Source organism: Acidimicrobiales bacterium (assembly GCA_036399815.1).
GTDB lineage: Bacteria > Actinomycetota > Acidimicrobiia > Acidimicrobiales > DASWMK01 > DASWMK01.
This window is the reverse complement of the sequence record DASWMK010000206.1, coordinates 1-18,849: the sequence shown is the minus strand read 5'-3', so window position 1 is coordinate 18,849 and position 18,849 is coordinate 1. Positions and strand designations below refer to the sequence as shown.

Annotated in this window: 19 protein-coding genes; 4 read left to right on the top strand and 15 right to left on the bottom strand. The window is 73.8% G+C overall.

Annotated elements, in window-relative coordinates; all coding sequences use genetic code 11:
• Together VGB14_15605 and VGB14_15600 are read left to right on the top strand one after the other, a co-directional pair.
• Positions 1–450, top strand: a 450-nt coding sequence (locus VGB14_15605) for a hypothetical protein (protein ID HEX9994355.1), incomplete at its 5' end; no start/stop codon positions are given.
• A gap of 75 nt (positions 451–525) precedes the next feature.
• Positions 526–1,857 (top strand): PQQ-binding-like beta-propeller repeat protein, encoded by a 1,332-nt coding sequence (locus tag VGB14_15600; protein ID HEX9994354.1) that lies wholly within the window; start codon positions 526–528, stop codon positions 1,855–1,857.
• On the opposite strand, the gene VGB14_15595 is transcribed toward VGB14_15600, so the two are convergent.
• From VGB14_15595 to VGB14_15580, 4 genes are all read right to left on the bottom strand, one after another.
• On the bottom strand, positions 1,812–2,162 hold the full coding sequence (locus VGB14_15595) for a carboxymuconolactone decarboxylase family protein (protein ID HEX9994353.1): 351 nt from the start codon (positions 2,160–2,162) through the stop codon (positions 1,812–1,814). The genes VGB14_15600 and VGB14_15595 overlap by 46 nt on opposite strands.
• Positions 2,163–2,166: 4 nt before the next feature.
• Entirely contained in the window at positions 2,167–3,585 is a 1,419-nt protein-coding gene (locus VGB14_15590; GenBank protein ID HEX9994352.1) for an alkaline phosphatase PhoX, read from the bottom strand.
• A gap of 122 nt (positions 3,586–3,707) precedes the next feature.
• Positions 3,708–4,235, bottom strand: coding sequence for a flavin reductase family protein (locus VGB14_15585; protein ID HEX9994351.1), 528 nt, complete (start codon positions 4,233–4,235; stop codon positions 3,708–3,710).
• Positions 4,232–4,978, bottom strand: a complete 747-nt coding sequence (locus VGB14_15580; GenBank protein HEX9994350.1) for a pyrimidine reductase family protein — start codon at positions 4,976–4,978, stop codon at positions 4,232–4,234. The genes VGB14_15585 and VGB14_15580 overlap by 4 nt, the downstream gene beginning before the upstream one ends.
• A gap of 170 nt (positions 4,979–5,148) precedes the next feature.
• Here VGB14_15580 and VGB14_15575 point away from each other — a divergent pair, with 170 nt between their 5' ends.
• Entirely contained in the window at positions 5,149–6,705 is a 1,557-nt protein-coding gene (locus VGB14_15575) for a S8 family peptidase (protein ID HEX9994349.1), read from the top strand.
• Between the two features lie 154 nt (positions 6,706–6,859).
• Here the strand turns inward: VGB14_15575 and VGB14_15570 are convergent, their stop codons facing one another.
• The 6 genes from VGB14_15570 to VGB14_15545 form a co-directional block, all read right to left on the bottom strand.
• Complete coding sequence (locus VGB14_15570) at positions 6,860–7,477, bottom strand: NYN domain-containing protein (protein ID HEX9994348.1); 618 nt, start codon at positions 7,475–7,477, stop codon at positions 6,860–6,862.
• Positions 7,478–7,940: 463 nt separating this feature from the next.
• Positions 7,941–10,208, bottom strand: a complete 2,268-nt coding sequence (locus tag VGB14_15565) for a S8 family peptidase (GenBank protein HEX9994347.1) — start codon at positions 10,206–10,208, stop codon at positions 7,941–7,943.
• Between the two features lie 203 nt (positions 10,209–10,411).
• Complete coding sequence (locus VGB14_15560) at positions 10,412–11,404, bottom strand: ATP-binding protein (GenBank protein ID HEX9994346.1); 993 nt, start codon at positions 11,402–11,404, stop codon at positions 10,412–10,414.
• Between the two features lie 87 nt (positions 11,405–11,491).
• A complete protein-coding gene (locus tag VGB14_15555) occupies positions 11,492–13,033 on the bottom strand; it encodes a hydantoinase B/oxoprolinase family protein (GenBank protein ID HEX9994345.1) in 1,542 nt (513 codons plus the stop codon).
• Between the two features lie 4 nt (positions 13,034–13,037).
• Positions 13,038–13,295: a UBP-type zinc finger domain-containing protein gene (locus VGB14_15550; GenBank protein ID HEX9994344.1), complete on the bottom strand. Its 258-nt coding sequence runs from the start codon at positions 13,293–13,295 to the stop codon at positions 13,038–13,040.
• A gap of 9 nt (positions 13,296–13,304) precedes the next feature.
• Entirely contained in the window at positions 13,305–13,904 is a 600-nt protein-coding gene (locus tag VGB14_15545; GenBank protein HEX9994343.1) for a TetR/AcrR family transcriptional regulator, read from the bottom strand.
• Between the two features lie 56 nt (positions 13,905–13,960).
• On the opposite strand from VGB14_15545, the gene VGB14_15540 reads away from it, so the two are divergent.
• Positions 13,961–14,869, top strand: coding sequence for a diiron oxygenase (locus VGB14_15540; GenBank protein HEX9994342.1), 909 nt, complete (start codon positions 13,961–13,963; stop codon positions 14,867–14,869).
• 33 nt (positions 14,870–14,902) lie between these two features.
• Here the strand turns inward: VGB14_15540 and VGB14_15535 are convergent, their stop codons facing one another.
• The 5 genes from VGB14_15535 to VGB14_15515 form a co-directional block, all read right to left on the bottom strand.
• Positions 14,903–15,202, bottom strand: a complete 300-nt coding sequence (locus VGB14_15535) for a hypothetical protein (GenBank protein ID HEX9994341.1) — start codon at positions 15,200–15,202, stop codon at positions 14,903–14,905.
• Entirely contained in the window at positions 15,199–16,026 is an 828-nt protein-coding gene (locus VGB14_15530; GenBank protein HEX9994340.1) for an acyl carrier protein, read from the bottom strand. Before VGB14_15530 ends, VGB14_15535 begins: the two co-directional genes overlap by 4 nt.
• Before the next feature lie 4 nt (positions 16,027–16,030).
• Positions 16,031–16,666 carry a hypothetical protein gene (locus VGB14_15525; GenBank protein HEX9994339.1) on the bottom strand — a complete coding sequence of 212 codons (636 nt, stop codon included), beginning with the start codon at positions 16,664–16,666 and terminating at the stop codon, positions 16,031–16,033.
• Positions 16,667–16,676: 10 nt separating this feature from the next.
• Positions 16,677–17,129 carry a hypothetical protein gene (locus VGB14_15520; protein HEX9994338.1) on the bottom strand — a complete coding sequence of 151 codons (453 nt, stop codon included), beginning with the start codon at positions 17,127–17,129 and terminating at the stop codon, positions 16,677–16,679.
• A gap of 172 nt (positions 17,130–17,301) precedes the next feature.
• Positions 17,302–18,849: hydantoinase/oxoprolinase family protein (locus VGB14_15515; GenBank protein HEX9994337.1), on the bottom strand; the 1,548-nt coding region annotated here is incomplete at its 5' end.

Genomic DNA, 18,849 nt, shown 5'->3' with positions numbered 1-18,849 from the left:
GCCCGCCGCCTCGCCAGCGCCCTCCGAGCCGCCGTCCTCGCCGTCGCCCGACCGCTCCGCCTCGCCGCCGGTGCGGTCGCCGCCGCGGCGGGCCGCCTCGCTGCCGGGGTGCGGTCGGTCGCCGGGCGGACGGGCGCCGCCGCTCGGGCCGTCGTCGGGGCCGTCGCCCGACCCGTCCGCCTCGCCGGCAGGAACCTCTCCGCGGCCGCCCGCGCCGCCGCCCGGCCGCTCCGCTCCGCGGGCCGGGCCACCCGGGACGCCGCCCGGCGGGCCGGCGCCGGCGTGCGGTCCGGCGGCCGCCGCGCCGGCGCCTCGATCAGCGCCGCCGGCCGCCGGCGGCGGTCGGCCGGCCGGGCGTCCGTCCGCCCCGTGCGTGACGCCGCCCGCGCCGCCGCCGCGGCCCTGCGGAGCGCGCGGGCGTCGGTCCGGGCCTCGCTCCGCCGCCGGTAGCGGCGCGGCCGGGCAATCCCCCGCCCGGCGCCGCCCGTACACACGGGCACGTGCCGCCGAGGGGGAGGTCCGACGGTGTCCCGAACGAGTGCAGGCGCACTGGCCGTCGCCCTCCTCCTGCTGGCCGCCACGATCGCCGGTCCGGCGGCGGGTGCGGGCGCCGCCGGGCCGGTCGACTGGCCGCAGTTCCACGGAGGCCCGACCCACCGCGGGGTCAACCCGCTCGAGCGCGAGGTCGGCGCCCGCGAGGCCGGGTCGCTCAGCCTCTCGTGGATCGGCAACGGCGCGACGACCGTCCCCGACCTCGTCTACCGGTCGTCGCCCACCGTCGTCGACGGGGTCGTCTACTTCGGCACCGAGGTCGGCCAGCTCCTCGCCTTCCCGGCCCGCTGCCCCCGCCCGCAGTGCGAGCCGCTCTGGCGGGTCGCCCTCGGCCAGTCGATCTACAACACGCCGGCCGTGGTGAACGGCCTGCTCTACGTCGGCACCGCCAGCCGGCTCGGCCGCCTCTGGGCCTTCGACGTCGACGCCTGCGGGGCCGGCGACTGCCGGCCGAAGTGGACGGCCCGGGTCGCCGTGGGCGAGTCGTCGCCGACGGTCGCCGACGGGTTCGTGTTCGTCGGCTCCCAGGAGCGGGGCGTGCACGCGTTCCTGGCGGCCGGGTGCGGCGGGCCGACGACCTGCGACCCCGTGTGGGTCGGCGAGACCGGGGGCGCCGTGCTGGGCTCACCGGCCGTCGCCAACGGCCTCGTCTACGTCGGGGCGTCCGACGGCCGCCTCTACGCCTTCGACGCCTACGGCTGCGGTCACCGCCGCTGCCAGGCGCTGTTCGTCGGCCGGGCGGGCGGGCCGATCCTCACCTCGTCGCCCGCGGTCGCCGGCGGCGTCGTGTACGTCGCCTCGCACGGCGCCGCCCCGGACAGCCACCTCGAGGCGTTCTCCGCCTTCGGGTGCGGCGAGGCCACCGTCTGCGACCCGCTGTGGCGCGGCACCGGCGGCCACTACCTCAACTCGTCGCCGGCCGTGGCCGGCGGCACGGTGTTCGTCGGGTCGGGCGACGGCACCCTGCTCGCCTGGCCGGCGGCCGGGTGCGGGACGCCGGCGTGCCCGCCCACCTGGGTCGGCGACGCGGCCGGCCCGGTGGCGACGACCGACTCGTCGCCGATGGTCGCCAATGGCGTCGTCTACATCGGCGAGAACCAGGGGCGGGTCTACGCCTTCCGGGCCGCGGGCTGCGGGCGCTCGCTCTGCGGGCCGCTGTGGGAGTTCATCACCCAGGACCCGATCGTCAACTCGTCGCCGGTCATGGTGAACGGCACCCTCTACCTCACGGGGACGAACTTCAGCGAGGTGCCGATCCTCTACGTGTTCGAGCCCGTCGCCTCGAGCTCGTCGAGCACGGCGTAGGCGCGCCGGGCCGTCGGGATCCCGGCCGAGCCGCCGGCCAGCACGCCGAGGCGCAGGGCCTCGGCGAACTGGTCGAGCGTGGCGCCGGCGGCGTGGGCCATCCGGACGTGGTGGCCGAGGCAGGGCTCGCACCGGATGACGACCGACAGGGTCACCCCGGCCAGCTCCTTGTACCTGGCCGGGATCGCCCCGTCGCCCCACGCCTCCTCGTACAGCGGACCGAACACGCCGTAGAAGGCGGGGTCGTTGGCGACCAGCGGGTCGCCCGGCGGCCCCGCCCCGTCGGCGTGGGCGTGGTCCGTCACCGGGTCAGAGCCCGATGCGGCTCCACGGGCCCCACATGGCGAAGCTGATGCCGAAGCTCGCCTGGATGTTGAAGAACAGGGTCTGGCCGTCGGCGCTGAAGGTCGACCCGGCGAACTCGTCGCCGTACCGGGGCGTGCCGGTGATCCCGCTGACGAGGCGGTTGAGGACGAGGTCGTAGAGGCGGCCGTTCTTCGTGAGCGCCCTGATGTAGTTGTCGCCGGTGCTGTCCTCGCAGATGACGAGCGTGCCCTGCGGGCTGGTCGTCACGTTGTCCGGGAAGTCGAGCACCTCGGGGCCGGGCGACTCGTAGATGAGGGTCAGCTCGTGGGACCGGAGCTTGTAGGCCCAGATCTGGCCGAAGCCGTTGCCGAACCCGGTGGTCGGGTCGGGGCCCTCCGGCGTGCCGCCGCCCTGCGTCGAGCAGAAGTAGACGACCCCGTTGTGGTACACGGAGCCCTCGAGGCGGGAGAACCAGGCCGCGCCCTGCGCCCTGCCCTGGTCGCCGACGTAGTTGATGGCGACGTCGTTCGGGGTCGGCGCCGGCTCGCCCGGCGTGTAGGGGAACGTCGGGGCCGGGTCCTCGATGTCGACCCACTGCACCCGGTACGTGGTGCCGACGGGCTGGGACGCCGCCAGGTTGGCGTTGGGCATGCCCCGCACGGCGAGCATCTGGAGGCGGCCGTCGTTGGTGAGCCGGCGGGCGTCGAGCGGCTTGGTCCCCGGCAGGTACCGGTAGAAGCCCGACGGGTAGCCGAAGTTGTCCTCGGTCATGTACAGGGCGTTGCCGTACGGGTCGAAGGCCACCGACTCGTGGGCGAACCGGCCGGCCCTCGTGATCGGCTCCCGGTTCGACTGGCCGCCGGCCGGGACCTCGAAGATGAACCCGTGCGGCTGCTCGAGCGGCACGTTCGACACGCCGGTGAAGTCGGGGCCGACGTCGGGCCCGTTCACCGTCTCCTCGCAGGTGATCCAGCTGCCCCACGGCATGCGGCCGCCGGCGCAGTTCATCTGCGTGCCGTTCAGGCTGGTGAACGCCGAGACGACCTCGCCGGTCGGGGTGACCTCGATGGTGGTCGTGCCGCCCTTGGCCTGCGCGTCGTACGGCTCGCCGGGGCCGAACGCCGGGCCGGGGTTGTTCTGCTCGTGGTTGCGGACGAGGATCGTGTTGCTCCCGAAGCCCCGGAAGGCGGCCATGCCGTCGTGGCGGCCGGGCAGCACGGTGCCGTCGTCGAGCACGACGGTCTGCTCGGTGTCGTGGAAGGACCGGTAGTGGAAGCCCTCGGGCACCCACAGGCGCACGATGCCGTCCCGCTCGTCGGGCACCGGCACCAGCACGGTCCTCGTCGTCGGGATTGCCGCGCCCGCCGCCCTCGCCAGGAAGCCGGAGAACGGGCCGCCGAGGGCGGTTCCGCCCGCGGTCACGGCCGCACCCCGGATGAACGAACGCCGGTTCATCGCCACCATCTGGACCCCTCCCAAGCACGCTTCCGTCGGGCCGCCCTCGGCGGCACCGTAGCCGGTCCCCGGCCCCGCCGGGGGCGCCGTCACGCGCTGCGTTCGGTGGGCGGGTGCGGCCGCTCCTCGGCGTCGTGGCCGGCGTCCAGATGGCGGACCCTGGAGAACCGCAGCGGCGCGAACGGGCCGGCGCAGTCGACCGACTCCGGCTCGACGACGACGCACACGTGGTCGCTCCCCTCGTCGAGCAGCGCGCCCCGGCGGGCGACGATCCGGTTCGGGCAGCGGTCGAGCAGGGGCAGGCCGTCGGGCCCCTCGGTCCACGAGCAGCGGGTGAACTTGTCGACGTCGTCGCCGCTGACCGTGCCGAACAGCTCGGCGAGGTCGACGTCGTCCTCGGTCAGGAAGTGCACGGCGAACCGGGGTGCCCGGAGCCCGACCCGCAAGGTGTGGTTGGCCTTCGACAGCCACACGACGTAGCGGACGGGCTCGATGCTGCACTGGGCCTGGAAGCCGATGAGGCAGCCGGCCCGCTCGCCGGCGGCCGCCGTCGTGACGATCGACATCGCCGTGTCGACGCTCAGCATCAGGTCCGCGAACGCGTCGGCCATGGTCATCCCCGGTCCCGCTCGTAGCGCAGGAACAGCGTGCTGCCGGCGGCGAGCGCGTGGCCGAGGCGGAAGCGGGCCAGGTCCGGCCCACCCGACGACACGGCGACGGGCAGGGCGTCGCCCCCCATCACCGGGGACAGGGTGAGGCAGAGCTCGTCGAGGAGGTCGGCGTCGACCAGCTCGCCGAGCAGCGCGGGGCCGCCCTCGCAGAGCACGATCCCGACGCGGAGGCCGGCCAGCGCGGTCAGCGCCGTGGCCGGGTCGACCCGCTCGCCGCCGGCGACGACGAGGTCCGCCACCTCCGCCACCTCGGCCCGGCGTTGGGGGTCGGACGCCTCGCACGTGACGACGAGGGTCCTGGCCTCGGGGTCGGCGTCCACGAAGGCCCGGCCGGCCAGGTCGAAGGCGAGGGACCGGGAGACGACGGCCAGCCGGGGCACGGCCGGGCGGCCGGCCGCCACCCGGGCGGCGCGGCGGTCGTCGGGCAGCCGGACCGGCCCGTAGCGCTCCCGGCGGACGGTCTCGGCCCCGACCATCACGACGTCGGCCAGGGACCGCAGGAGCCGGAACAGCTCGCGGTCCACGTCGTCCGACAGCCCGGCGACCCGGCCACCGGCGGCCGCCGAACCGTCCAGCCCGGCGACCATGTTGGCGAGCACCCACGGCCGCCCGGCCGGGCCGTGGCGCTCCACGGCGGCGTACGGGGCGAGCGGGTCCGCCAGGTCCTCGCCGCCCACGAGCCGTCGCACGCTCGCCGTTGTACCGCGACACGTCATTCCCCCACACAACGCACAAGGTGACCACTTGAACGCGGACCATGGTGGTGATACACGTTCACCTAGGCCTGCGCGTCGCAGGCCGGTGCGGGCGGACCGACGGTCAAAGGCTGACCGTCGAGCGCACAAAGGGGGATCCCGACTTGGTAGCTGCCCCTCGGCGACGCCTCGCCGTCGCCGTCCTCTCGTTCCTCGCCCTGCTGCTGTCCCCGGCCCTCGACACGGGCGCAGCCGCGCAGGCAGGGCCGCAGGGCCTGCCCCGTTCCGGCGGGGCCGCACCGGTGCTCGGCACCGGCGACCGGGCCGCCATCCCGAACCGGTACATCGTCGTGTTCCGGAAGGACGCTCCCCAGTCGGCCGTCCGGTCGGCGATGACCGGCGCCCGCGGCAAGGGCGCCACCGTGCACTTCGAGTACGACGCCGCCCTCAAGGGCTTCGCGGCCACCCTGAGCCGCTCGGCCCTCGACGGGCTGCGCCACAACCCGAACGTCGCCTACATCGAGGTCGACCGGCGGGTCTCGCTCGACGCCACCCAGTCCCCCGCCACCTGGGGCCTGGACCGCATCGACCAGCGCAACCTGCCACTCGACAACAGCTACACGTACAACCAGACCGGCGCCGGCGTGACGGCCTACGTCATCGACACCGGCATCCGCACCACCCACGTGGAGTTCGGCGGCCGGGCCTCGAGCGGCTACGACGCCGTCGACGGCGGGACGGCCGACGACTGCAACGGCCACGGCACCCACGTCGCCGGCACCATCGGCGGCGCCACCTACGGCGTGGCCAAGGGCGTGCGCCTGGTCGCCGTGCGGGTCCTCGACTGCGCCGGCTCCGGCACCGACTCCGGCGTGATCGCCGGCGTGAACTGGGTGACCAACAACAGCCCCGGCCCGGCCGTCGCCAACATGAGCCTCGGCGGCGGGGCGTCCACCTCGCTCGACAACGCCGTCGCCAACTCCATCGCCTCCGGCGTGACCTACGCGATCGCCGCCGGCAACTCCAACGCCAACGCCTGCAACTACTCGCCGGCCCGGGTGGCGTCCGCCATCACCGTCGGCGCCACCACGAGGACCGACGCCCGGGCGTCGTACTCGAACTACGGGTCCTGCCTCGACCTGTTCGCCCCGGGCTCGGACATCACGTCGGCCTGGTACTCGAGCGACACCGCCACCAACACGATCAGCGGCACGTCGATGGCGACCCCCCACGTGGCCGGCGTCGCCGCCCTGTACCTGGAGCCCAACCCGTCGGCCACCCCGCAGCAGGTGCGGGACGCCATCGTGAACAGCGCCACGCCGAACGTGGTGACGAGCCCCGGCACCGGCTCGCCGAACCGCCTGCTCTACTCGCTGTTCGGCTCGGCCCCGCCGCCCCCGCCCACCGGCTGCAGCGCCTACCCCGAGGCCTACAGCGGCAGCCTGGCCGGCGCCGGTGACTACGACTACCAGCCGAACGGGACGTACTTCTACACCGCCAACTCCGGCACCCACCGGGGCTGCGTGCAGGGCCCGTCCGGGACGGACTTCGACCTGTACCTCTACAAGTGGAACGGGTCGACCTGGGTCGAGGTCGCCTACGGCGAGAGCCCGTCGTCCTTCGAGGACATCACCTACACGGGCACGGCCGGCTACTACCTGTGGGAGATCTACTCCTACAGCGGCGCCGGGTCGTACAGCTTCCGGATGCAGCGCCCGTAGCGACACCGTCTCGCGGCCCCGCCCTCGGGCCACCCCGCAGCCTCCGGGCGGGGCCGCTCCCTCTCCACAGCGGCACGCGGCGCAGCCGGCGGTCGTCGTCGACCCCGGCTGCGTCGCCGCGTCGGGCGTCGGCGCCGGTCAGCCGGTCAGCCGGTCAGCCGGCGGCGAGGAGCTCGCGCAGGGGGCGGGTCGGCCGCAGCCAGGCGCCCTCGGGCGGGAGCCGGTCGAGGCGGACCCGGTCGAGCGGGGCGGTGAACGCGCCGGGGACGTCCTCGAGGTCGACGAAGGTGAGCACGTCCGACGCCTGGGCGTAGGTGGCGACCTCGGCGAAGGACAGGACGGTGACGTCGATCCCCGCCCTGGCCAGGTCCTCCAGCGGGTCCTGGAAGTTGCGGCGGTCGCCGCTGGCGACGACGAGGCGGACCAGCCGCCTGGCCCTGGCCCGGTCGGCGATGTGGTCGAGCATGGCTTGGTCGATGTCGTCGTCGGGCTGGAGCTTCGGCTTGGCGAACACGGAGTAGCCGAAGCCCCGGACGGCCTCCACCCAGCCCCGCAGGTTGCCGGCCGTGCCCGGCTGGACGTTGGTGAACACGCACGCCTCGACGTCGCGGTCGCCGGCCGCCTGGAGGAACCACCGGCCGATGGCGTCGAAGCGGGGCCGCGACGCCGGCGACGGCCGGGCGCCGATCACGTTCGACAGCGTCATGTCGACGTTCGGCGCGTCCCACACCAGCAGGTCCAGCGGCGCCTCGCCCTGCCCGTTGCCGTCCACCCCCCCAGGTTCGCGCGCCGGTCAGCTGGTCAGGACCGGCCCAGGGCGGAGGCGATCCCGCCGCGGAGCGCAATGCGTGGTCATGGTGTCCCAGGCCGACCACCACAGGCTGGCGCGGAGCGTGCCCGATGTACCGCCAGTCGAGTCGCCGGTCGCCGCCCGCCTGCGAGCGTTCGGCGATTCCGCCATCGAGTCCCGTCGTCGCCCGATGACTGCGAACCCCGCCACTTGCGACGCCTTCCGACACCTCAACCACTCACGCCCATGACCACCAGCGGCGCTCCCCTCACGTTTTCGACCACGTCGACGCGCTCGCGGACCGCCCAACCGGCATACTTGCAGGTTTGTCTTCGGGAAACGTGCGGGTTGCGCGTCGCCGCCGGACGCGCAGTTCGTCGTTAGACGAACGTGCATGTGTCGATCTGCCGGTTCGGGTCGCCGTGCGGCGATGGCCACTCGCAGATCACAGCTCGAGTTCCACCTCGACTGGGAGCTCGATGATCGCCTCAAGTTGCGCCTCAAGCTCGGCGTGAAGCTCGTGATGACCTTCGTCCCGCCACAGCGCCACCGAGAGGGCGTACGGCTCGCTCGCCGTGACGTCCTCCCATCGGTTTATGTTGCGGACCACGAGGAACATCGGACAATCGCGATCCGCGTCCAGTCGCTGCGCGAAGACCCTCCGGCCAAGTTGATTGGCTCCGCGTGATCGAACCTGCGTCGGTGGATCAAGTCGCACAAGATGTGACCTCAGCTCGGAAGGTGTCGGCGGGCGCCCACCGGCGACGGGGGCCTCATCACCGGGTGACCCGGTGTCGTGGGCCTCCCTCGCGATGGCTTCATCGTCGAGATCCTCGCCTTCGACTCTGGCGAACACCTCGGCGGTCTCGTCTAGCGACAACCCCTTGACGAGATGGAACTCCATCCGGCTGGCCATGTAGTCGAGCCGCCTTACACGGGTACGCGGCGAGAAGGCGAGCGCGATGTCGATGCCACGAATACCGCCGGACAGCAGGAAGCTTGAGGGTACGGGCACCTCGTAGATGTGCACACCGTCGAGGGGGATCTCCGCAGCGGCAACGAGAACCGCTCGGTGGGTAGTCGACTGGATCGCTCGAGCTAAAGAGGGCTTGCCATAGCCAACGAGTAGTCGCTCGCCCTCGAGCCGGGCAGAGGGTGTTCCCTCGAGCTCGTCGGCGAGCGGCAACCGCTCCGTCGACAGGAGCATGAGCGACCTCGTCGCCTCGGGAGTGAACTCCGGGAACCGTGATCGCACGCCGGCGGCCACGCGCGCCGCAGCCGGGGCGGCGTAGCTCGTGCCCACATCCCAGCTGAGCAGTCGTCCAGCGGCGGCGCGCGCGCCCACAACGCCCAGTTCGGCGTCGTTCGATACGAGCCGCCCCTCCTCGATCCCGAGAGTGCCAGACCGATGCACCATCTCCGGCTTGACAGCACCGCCAGGACCTGGGCCGGTCCTCGTGATGGGCGATGGCCACCCGGGACGTCCCATCGGAATGCGGCGCACCGTCTCGGCGCCGCTCAGTCCGCCAGCAGCGGCGGCCTCGGTCATGCCACCCACTGTGAGCGCCAACATTGACGTGGCTGGATCGATGAGCCGAGCTGCCTCCGCCTTCAGCATGGCGGCCGGATACGCGATCGCGGCCGACTCGTCTGTCACGTCGATGTAGTCGGCAGGGCGTGTGTTGCCCGCAGCGATGATCACAACAAGGCCGTACCTCCGAGCGAGGTCATCCACCACAGCCGCGGCTGTCATTTGACGAGGCGGTCGAAATGGTGATCGTCCGTCGCCGAGCGACAAATTAAGAATCGAGGCGCCCTGGTTGACGCACCAGATGATCGCTTCTTCGAGGTCACGCTCCCAAAGGTCCTCGTCCGGGAAGAGGTTGCGTCGATCAAGGACGCGGGCTGACGCGATCCGACACATTGGCCGAAGGGGCAACCCCCGAGCGATCGCTTGGAGGACATCGCCATGGAGGAGGATCGAGGCGACCATCGTGCCGTGTCCATGCTCGTCCTGGTCGTCGTCGATCCCGGTCGCGAGTGCGTCCGATGCGACTACGGCTCCCGCAAGCAGCTCATGCGCTGACGCTACGCCGGAGTCCACGAGACCTACAACGGGCGCGCCGTCTGCTGGCGGCAGGATGTCCGGTAGATCGTCGATCCTCGTATCGAACAGCTGCGGCACGGAGACCACCGGGATGGGCAGCACGTCGATTCGCGCGACCACATCGAGCTGAGCCAGATCCATGACGCGGCCGGCAGGCAGGTAGACCCGGGCCAAGAGAAGCCCGACGCCGTCGTTCGCCATCGAGTCAACGAACCGGCCCTCAGCCGCCTCGACAGCCGTCCGCACCTCGGCCAGCCACTCCCGCGCCCGATTTGGCTCGCCCGGATGCCAGCACTCGATGTCGAGCCGAAGCTCGGAAGCCGGCGCGTGCGCCCTGATCGCGTCCCGCGCCTCATCCGCGAGTCGGTCTTCCGGACCGAGCGGCCTGAGCTCTTCGATGGCGTCAAAGAACCCTGCGTAGGGCTCATGCTTCTGGCCTTCCGGGATCCCCCCTTCGAGAGCATCAAGCCGTTCGTGGAACGCAGCGAGCTCAGGATCGTCAGCGAAGGCCACCACGAGGCGGCTGCGGGAAGAGTCCACCACCGTGAGCCCAGCTCTCCGAAACTCGTCGGCATCGAGAGGAGCCCCCAGCTCGAACACGACCACGAGATGCGGCTCGATACCAAGCGGCCGCTCGCGCTGTTGATGCCTCATCGTCAGATCGCGGGCGCGTTGGCGAAGTCGAACGCCGTGCTCAGACAGATCGCCGTGCCGACGTTGTGAGGGACGGCCCGTTCGGGGTCGACGGACGCCCGGATCGACCGCTTGTCGAAGCCGAAGTAGGCGAAGGCCGCCGCGCGGGCCGGTACCTAGCCCTGGGATGTGTGGACTATCTGACGTCGCGCCTCCCCCCGCTCGATCCCGTATGCCAAGTGCTCGTCCCCCACCGCCTTCGCCATGTCCCTGACCATGAGTCGGATGGCATCGAGCGCAACCGATTCGACTTCCGCTGCGCTGAAGCCATCCATGCGTTTCGCGGCAGCGACAAGGTCGACCTCGTTCCTGACGGAGCGCAACTTGATGGTGAGGATCTCGGCCCGCGCCTGCTCATCGGGTGGAGGAAGCGCCACCACCTCATCGAAGCGCCTCCACACGGCCGTATCGAGTAGCATGGGATGGTTCGACGTGGCGACGAACAATGAGTCGCCTCGATGAGCTTCGACCGCCTGCAGCAGCGCTGCGACGACGCGTCGGAGTTCCCCATGGTCGGCTCGGTCGGCGCGCTCACGGCCGAGCATGTCGAACTCGTCGAACAACAACACCCACGACCCGACGTCGAGGAAGCTGAAGACTTGCTCGAGATTGCGCGCCGTCTCGCCTAAGTAGGACGACACTATGGTCGCCAGCTGGACTCGAGCGACGGGCAGACCGAGTTGACCCGCGATTGCTTCAGCGCTAGCAGACTTCCCACAACCGGGTGGACCGACCAGAAGCAGGCTGGAGCGGGGGGATACGCCGTGAGCACGCAAGGCTGACCTCTGCCGGAACTCTTCGACGAGACCATCGAGTACGTCCTGGACTGAGGAAGGCAAAACGAGGTCCTGGAAGGTAGTGCTGGGCTCCTCTAGCGAAAGGAGGGGGAGGTCGTCTCGGGTTTTGGGCAAGGGCCGGAGGGACGATACCTGCAGGGGCCGGCGAGAACGCGTTCCTTGCTCGAGAATCGCTTCGAGCTGGTCAGCCACCAGGTCGTGCCGCTTCCGACGCTCCTCCTTGATGAGCTCCTGCGCAGCGCTACGGAACCCGGCGTCGTCACCTTGTTGATGACTACGCATGAGCGCTTTCACCAGATCACTTCGGGCCACGGCAAGCTCCTCCCTCGAGTTCGAGAGTAACTGCCCCGAGTGACAGCGAAGTGATACCTCCGTAGGTGACAGCGACCCGCGGCAGCCTCATCGTGGCGACCCCCAGGCGCCGCCGCCGGGGGTGAGCATGCGGACGACGTCGCCGGCGCTCGTCCTGATCGTGCACTTGTCCGGCAGGCGCTCGGCCCTCGCCTCGTCCCCGGCCGGCAGCAGCCAGTTCTCGCCCGGCGCGGCGGGGCCGCCGCCGGCCAGGCCCCACGGGCGGGACGCGCGGCGCTCGGTGATCAGGCTGACGGTCGCGTCCTCGAGCAGGAGCAGGTCCCGCTCCACGCCGTCGCCGCCGGGCCAGGCGCCGGCCCCGCCGCTCCCCCGCCGCAGCCGGTAGCGCAGCACCCGCATCGGGAACGCCCGCTCCAGCGCCTCGACCGGCGTGTTCTTCGTGTTCGTCATCGCCGTGTGCACGCCGCTCATCCCCGCCGGGCCGCCGGGACGGCCGCCCTGCCCGCCGGCCACCGTCTCGTAGTAGACCCACCCGGCCCCGCCCACGAGCAGGTTGTTCATCGTCCCCTGGCCGGCGGCCGGCACCCGGTCGGGGCACGGGCCGGCGAGGGCCCCGAGGCACACGTCGGCCACCCGCTGGCTGACCTCCACGTTGCCGGCGCCGACGGCGGCGGGCGGCGAGGCGGCGACGACCGTCCCCGGCGGCGCCACCACCCGCACCGGCCGCATCGCGCCGCCGTTGGCCGGGATGGTCGGGTCGGTGGCCGACCGCAGGGCGAAGGCGACGGCGCTGACGGTCACCGCCTCCACGGCGTTCACGTTGCCGGCCCGCTGGGCGTCGGTGCCGGTGAAGTCGAAGGTCACCTCGTCGCCGGCCACCGTCACGGCGACCACCACCCGAGCCGGGTGCTGCTGCTCGGGGCGGGGGCCGCACGAGTCGAGCACGTCCTCGAACCGCCACGTGCCGTCGGGCAGGGCGGCGAGGGCGGCCCGCATGCGGCGCTCGCCGTAGTCGACGACCTCGTGCAGCGGCGCCCCGGTGGCGGCGATCTCGGCCAGGCGGGCGACGCCCAGCACGTTCGCCCCGACCTGGGCGTCGAGGTCGCCCCGGCGCTCCTCGGGCGTGCGGGAGTTGGCGAACAGCACGGCGGCGACCTCGGCGGTCAGCCGGACGGGCGGGATCCGCAGCCCCTCCTGGAACACCTCGACGGCGTCGGCGGGGATCGACCCGGGCGCGCCGCCGCCGAGGTCGGCGTGGTGGGCCCGGTTGGCGGCCCACCCGACGAGGCGGCCGTCGACGTGGCAGGGGGCGACGAGCGTGAGGTCGTTCAGGTGGGTGCCGCCGGCGAACGGGTCGTTCAGCGCCACCTGCTCGCCCGGGGCGATGCCGTCGGGCCCGAACGCGTCGATGGCGGCCCGGACCGACGCCGGCATCGACCCGAGGTGGACGGGGATGTGCTCGGCCTGCACGAGGAGCTCGCCGCCGGCGGTGAACAGGGCGGCCGAGCAGTCGGCCCGCTCCTTGATGTTGGGGCTGAACGCCGCCCGCCGGAGCACGGCGCCCATCTCCTCGGCCACCCCCGTGAGCCGGGAGACGAGGACGGCCAGGTCGGACGGGTCGAGCGCCACCGCGCTACAGCATGACCTCGTCGACGTAGCACCAGCCCCAGTCCTGGCCCGGCTCGGCCGAGCGCATCACCGGGTGGGCGGTCGAGCGGAAGTGGGCGGTGGCGTGGCGGCCGGGCGACGAGTCGCAGCAACCGACGTGGCCGCAGGACAGGCACATCCGCAGCGACACCCACCGCCCGCCGGTGGCCAGGCACTCCTCGCACCCGTCGGTGCCGGCGGTGACGTCGTGGACCTGGTCGAGATGGGTGCAGGCGGTCGCCATGGGCGGAGCCTACGGACGGGGCCGGCCGCCCCCACCCATGCCGTCCCAGCCGAGCAGGACCAGCAGCTCGACCAGGCGCTCCCTCGGCATGGGCCGCTGGTCCACCCACCAGTCGCCGGCCATGTGGACCATGCCGACGAGGGCGTGGCCCCACGCCTCGGCCACCGACGGGTCGCCACCGGCCGCCGCCAGCCCGGCCGCCATGACCTCGGCGATCCGGTGGGCGAGGTGGTGCGCGAAGGCCCGGTCCTCGTCGCCGAGGCCGCCCCTGAACAGGAACCGGTAGACGTTGGCGTCCTCGTCGAGGAAGGCCAGGTAGGTGTCGACGGTCGCGGCGAAGACGTCCCGCGGTGGCCCGCCGCTCGTCAGCGGCCGGTCGAGCTCGGCCGTCAGGCGCTGCGCGAACCGCTCGGCCAGCGCGAGGTGCAGGCCTCGGCGGTCGCCGAAGTAGCGGTAGAGGATCGGCCGGGTGACGCCCACCTCGCGGGCCACGTCCTCGATCGACACGCGGGGGCCGTCGCGGCGGATGACCCGGACGGCCGCGTCGATCAGGTCCTCCCTGCGGGCGGCCTTGTGGGCGGCCCGCCCCGGAACGGCCGGCGCTGGCACGTGACACATGTTACAGGCCGTTGATCTATGGCCGAGGATGGGTTACGGTCCGTTACATGACCATGGCGACCCTTCCGGCGGAGGACGTCGAGCGACGGGTGCGACGCCTGTCGGCGACCGCCGCCCGCCGGTACCTCGACCCCGACGAGGCCGTGCCCGGCCAGGTGGGCACCGGCCAGCTCCTGCCCACCGAGCTCCTCAGCATCGCCGGGCTCGACCTCGACCTCACCCCCGAGCAGCTCGTCACCCTGTCCCGCCAGGAGGTGGCGTCGCTCACGGCCACGGGCCTGTTCTTCGAGGCCGTCCTCCAGGCCGGGTTCGGGCTGCACATCGCCTTCGACCTCGAGCCCACCGACCCCCGGGTGACGTTCCTGCTCCACGAGATGGGCGAGGAGACCCGCCACTCCCGGCTGTTCGTCCGCCTGCTCGACCAGGTCGAGCAACTCGAGCCCCGGGCCAGGAACCCGTTCGCCGACGGCCTGTTCGCGCAGGTGATGCGGCGGGCCATCCGGCTCGTCGTCCGCCACCCGGCGATGCTCTACACGATGGTGCTCGCCGGCGAGGAGATCCCGGACCTCATCCAGAAGCGGGCGTCGGAGCACCCCGACACGGACCCGTTCGTCCGGGCGGTGAACACGTACCACCGCCAGGAGGAGGCCCGGCACATGTCCTTCGCCCGGGCCGTGCTCCCCGAGGTGTGGGAGCGGGCCCGCCCGCTCGACCGGTGGCTCACCCGCCACGCCGCCCCCGTCATGATCGGGATCATGTTCGCCACCCTCACCCACCCGGGCGTGTACGCGGCCGCCGGCCTGCCCGGCCGGGCGACGTGGCGGGCGACCCTGACGGCGGGGCCCCGGGTGCAGCTGCGCCACGACGCGACCCGGCCGGTGCTGAAGGCGCTGCAGGACGCCGGCGCCGTCGGCCGCCGGGTGCCGAGGGGCTGGCGGCGCCTCTGCGGCCTGTAGGCCGGCGGGCCGGACGCCCGGAGGCCCCGGGGGTCAGGACCGCCGGGGCACGAGACGCTCGGCGCCCAGGTAGGCGAGGACGCCGGCGCCCGTGCCCGCGGCGAGGTAGGCGGCCGCCCCCGCCCACCCCGCCAGCGGTTCGGCGGCCTGCGCGCCGGCCAGCCCGCCGACGACCAGCGCCGCCACGCTCGCCACGGCCCGCCAGCCGACGGCGATGGCGCCGCCGCCCCGGTCCGCGGCGCGCTCGGCCCCGAGCGACGGCCCGCCCGTCTCGCGACCCGCGTACCCGGCGTCCGCCACCGGCGCCCGCCCCGACCCACCCCGCCTCGTCATCGCAGCGCCTCCACCCAGCCGAGCAGCTCGCCGACGGTGTCAACGGTACCCAACAGGTCGTCGGGGACGGGGCGGCCCGCCGCCGCCTCCACGGCGACGAGGAGCTCGAGGGCGGCGAGGGAGTCGACGGCGAGCGCCCTGAGCGGGGCGTCGGGCGCGACGTCCGCCGGGTCCCGCCCGCTGAGGTCGGCGAGGACGGCGACGAGCGGTCGGCCCGCCCCGCCGGCCGGTGCGGCGACCGTCCGCCACCCCGACGGCGACAGGGCGGCCAGGTCGGGACGGCGGGCGAGCCGCTCGCCGTACTCGTCCGCGGTCACCGACGCCACCGTCACGTCCTGCCGCCGACCCTGGAGCACGACGTGGCCCCGCAGCACGGCCTCGACGGTGAGCAGGTCGCCGAGCGCCGACCCCACCCGCTCCCGCGAGCCCTCGCCGAGGAGCAGGTAGACCTTCCAGGCCTCGCCCCGGGCGAACACCTCGTCGAGGAAGAGGACCACGCCCTCGGCGAGGAGGCCCGAGCCCTGGTGGCCGCGGACGGCGGCGGCGTCGAGGTAGGCGTGGCGGTCGATGGGCTGGAGGTCCCGCAGCTCCACGAGGCCGACGAGCTCGTGGGTCGACGCCGACCGCACGACCGCGCCGAGGTGCAGCCCGTCGAGCAGGAAGCGCTCCCATTCGTAGCTCGGGACCAGGCGCCCCCGAGGCCGCCAGGTGTCGGCGACCTCGGGGACGCACAGCGCCTCGTGGAGCGGCCGGTACAGGTGGGGGACCAGTGCCAGCAGCTCGACGTGCGCGCCCCGCCGGAGCACGGTGCCGTCGACGCGCACGGCGTCAGGCGCCGGGCACACCGGTGACCGCGGGGAACCGCTCGACGCAGCCGACGGCGGCCGGCGGCAGGCCGTCGCCGCCCTCCACCAGGTCGGCGAGCGCCTCGTGGGCGTCGGCGTCCGGCGCCACGGCCACCCCGCCGTCGGCGAGGCAGGCGCGGAACCCGGCGTCGACCTTCCGCACGTAGTCGCCGTCGGCCAACCGGCCCCGCTGGTAGGCGGCCTCCGTCGCCGACAGGTGCTCGGCCTGGCACCCGGCGTCGATGCGGCCGGGGACGTCGGCGAGCGACGGCGGGAGCGCCGAGGGGTCGGCCCCGCCGGCGAAGCGGAAGCCGTAGTCGTAGGTGATGGCGTAGCCGTCCGCCGACAGCCGGGGCTGGCCGACGACGACGGTGACCGAGCCGTCCGGGAAGCGGCGCCGGGCCTCGGCCCGCAGCCGGGTGCCGACGCAGTCGACGGCCCGGTCGGCGGCGGCGCGGTAGTCGGCGAGCGTGACGTCCGCCGGGGCGGCCTCGCCCACGTGGGCGTCGAAGCGCTCCACGAGGCGGTCGCTGCTGGCCGGGCCGCCGGCCAGCACGAGGGCGGCGAGGGCCACGACGGGCACGGCGCCGACGAGGAACAGGAGGGTTCGTCTGGTCATCGGGGTCTCCTCAGTCGCGCAGGTCGCCGATGACCTGCCAGGCGCCGTTGACGGTCTCGTCCGAGTCCCACTTGCAGCGGAACTTCGTGTCCTCCAGGTACCAGGACTCCCAGTTCGGCCAGTGGAACAGGCCGAACAGCAGGGTGCAGCCGCTGTGCCGGCTCGAGTACTGCGTGAAGTAGACGGAGCCGCTGGGGCCGATCTCGGCCAGGTACGACTGGTAGTTGCAGACCGTGTCCCACCACTGGGTGGACTCGCTCGTGCGGAGGTCGTACCAGTACTCGAGGCCGGCGGTGGACCCGCTCCCCTCGTACTCGGACCCGCTGCCCTGCAGCACGTGGCCGCCGTTGGCCCAGGTGCGCACGCTGTGGCTGGTGGCCCAGGCGGGCGCGGCCTCGGCGAGGAGCAGGCCGGCGGTGGCCGCGCCCGCGGCCAGGCACTTGGTGGGACCTCGGAGTGACAACGGTGCCTCCTCGACGAGCACGCGACAGGGCCGCGCGGCGGTCGGGACACCAGGTCGGCCTCCGGGCGCCTCCGGTGCAGCCGCGGGGCGATGGTCACCGCGGGGTCTGTCCGCACCGTGCGTCATCCTGACGAGGCCGGCCTCCGATCCGCCGGCTTGGGGCGAACGCTATCTAGAAGTAGCGATGCCTGTCAAGCACCAGCGAGCCGCCCGGACCGGGGCGGCCGACCCACCCGTCGGGCACCCAGATCGTGCAGTCCGGCTCGGCCACGACGGCCGGGCCGGTCACCGGCCGGCGCTCGACCGGCGGGAGGTCGCCGGGCTGGAGCGGCGGTGGCACCCGGGCGGTGGCCCGGAGGGCGACGACCTCGACCGGGGCGTCCGGCCGGGCGTAGCCGTTGCGGCGCCGGTGCTCGTCGGGGAAGTCGGCGACCGACGGGACGGTCAGCTCGTGGCTCTGGCCGGCGTACCGGCAGTCGACGGCGACGACGACCTCGGCGCCGCCGCCGGCCGGGCCGCCGACCGCCCGCCTGGCCTCGTCGCCGAGCGCGGCCAGCGCCTCCCCCAGCCCGTCGTGGTCGCCCGGGGTGGGCCACGACCGCACCAGGTCGCGCTGGCGGGGTGAGCACAGCAGCCCGACGGCCGACAGCACGCCGGCGCGGGGCGGCACGACGACGGCCGGCATGCCCAGCGCGTCGGCCAGCGAGCAGGCGTGGAGCGGGCCGGCCCCGCCGAAGGCGACGAGGGCCAGCCCCCGCGGGTCCACGCCCCTGGCGACCGAGACCGTGCGCAGCGCCCGCTCCATCGCCGCGTCGACCACGGCCAGCACGCCGTCGGCGGTGACGCCCGCGTCGGCCAGCGCCCGCTCGGCGGCCGCCCGGTCGAGCCGGCCGAGGTCGGGGAGGGCGGCGTCGGCCGGGATGCGCCCGGCCACGAGGTTGGCGTCGGTGACCGTGGGCGCCGTCCCGCCCCGCCCGTAGCAGGCCGGCCCAGGGTCGGCGCCGGCGCTGCGGGGGCCGACGAACAGGGCGCCACCCGGGTCGAGCCCGGCGATCGACCCGCCGCCCGCGCCGATCGTGTGGACGTCGAGCGCCGGCAGGCGGACGGCCAGCCCGCCGACCAGCCGGCCGGGGGCGGGCTCGGGGACGCCGCCGCGCACGAGGCAGACGTCGGTGGACGTGCCGCCCATGTCGAAGGTGACGGCGTCGGGGAAGCCGGCCGCGGCGGCGAACGCGGCCGCCGCCCGCACGCCGCCGGCCGGCCCGGAGAGCAGCAGGGCGGCGGGGAGGTCGGCGGCCTGCTCGATCGACAGCAGGCCCCCGGCCGAGCTCATCACCAGGACCTCGTCCGCCACCCCGTCGAGGGCCCGCAGGTAGGGCGCGCAGGTCGGGCGGAGGAAGGCGTTGACGACGGTCGTCACCGTCCGCTCGTACTCCCTGAACTCGGGCGACACGCGGTGCGAGCACGACACGTCGAGCCCCCGCGCCTCGAGGGCGGCGGCGACGGCCAGCTCGTGGGCGGGGTCGAGGTCGGCGTGGAGCAGGCAGACGGCGACGGCGCGCACGGCGCCGTCGAGGTCGGGGACCGGGCCGACGGGGGCGATCTCGGCGCCCGTCGCGTCGAGCCGGCCGGCGACCTCGTAGCGCAGGTGACGCGGCACGAGCGGCTCGGGGCGGTCGGCGAACGGGTCGTAGAGCGACGGCCGGTCCTGGCGGGCGAT

Bases quoted from the DNA above. Each gene is read 5' to 3' on its own strand.
- VGB14_15535 (HEX9994341.1), bottom strand. From the start codon at position 15,202: ATGACGAGGCGGGGTGGGTCGGGGCGGGCGCCGGTGGCGGACGCCGGG.
- VGB14_15550 (HEX9994344.1), bottom strand. From the start codon at position 13,295: ATGGCGACCGCCTGCACCCATCTCGACCAGGTCCACGACGTCACCGCC.
- VGB14_15585 (HEX9994351.1), bottom strand. From the start codon at position 4,235: ATGACCATGGCCGACGCGTTCGCGGACCTGATGCTGAGCGTCGACACG.
- VGB14_15525 (HEX9994339.1), bottom strand. From the start codon at position 16,666: ATGACCAGACGAACCCTCCTGTTCCTCGTCGGCGCCGTGCCCGTCGTG.
- VGB14_15540 (HEX9994342.1), top strand. From the start codon at position 13,961: ATGACCATGGCGACCCTTCCGGCGGAGGACGTCGAGCGACGGGTGCGA.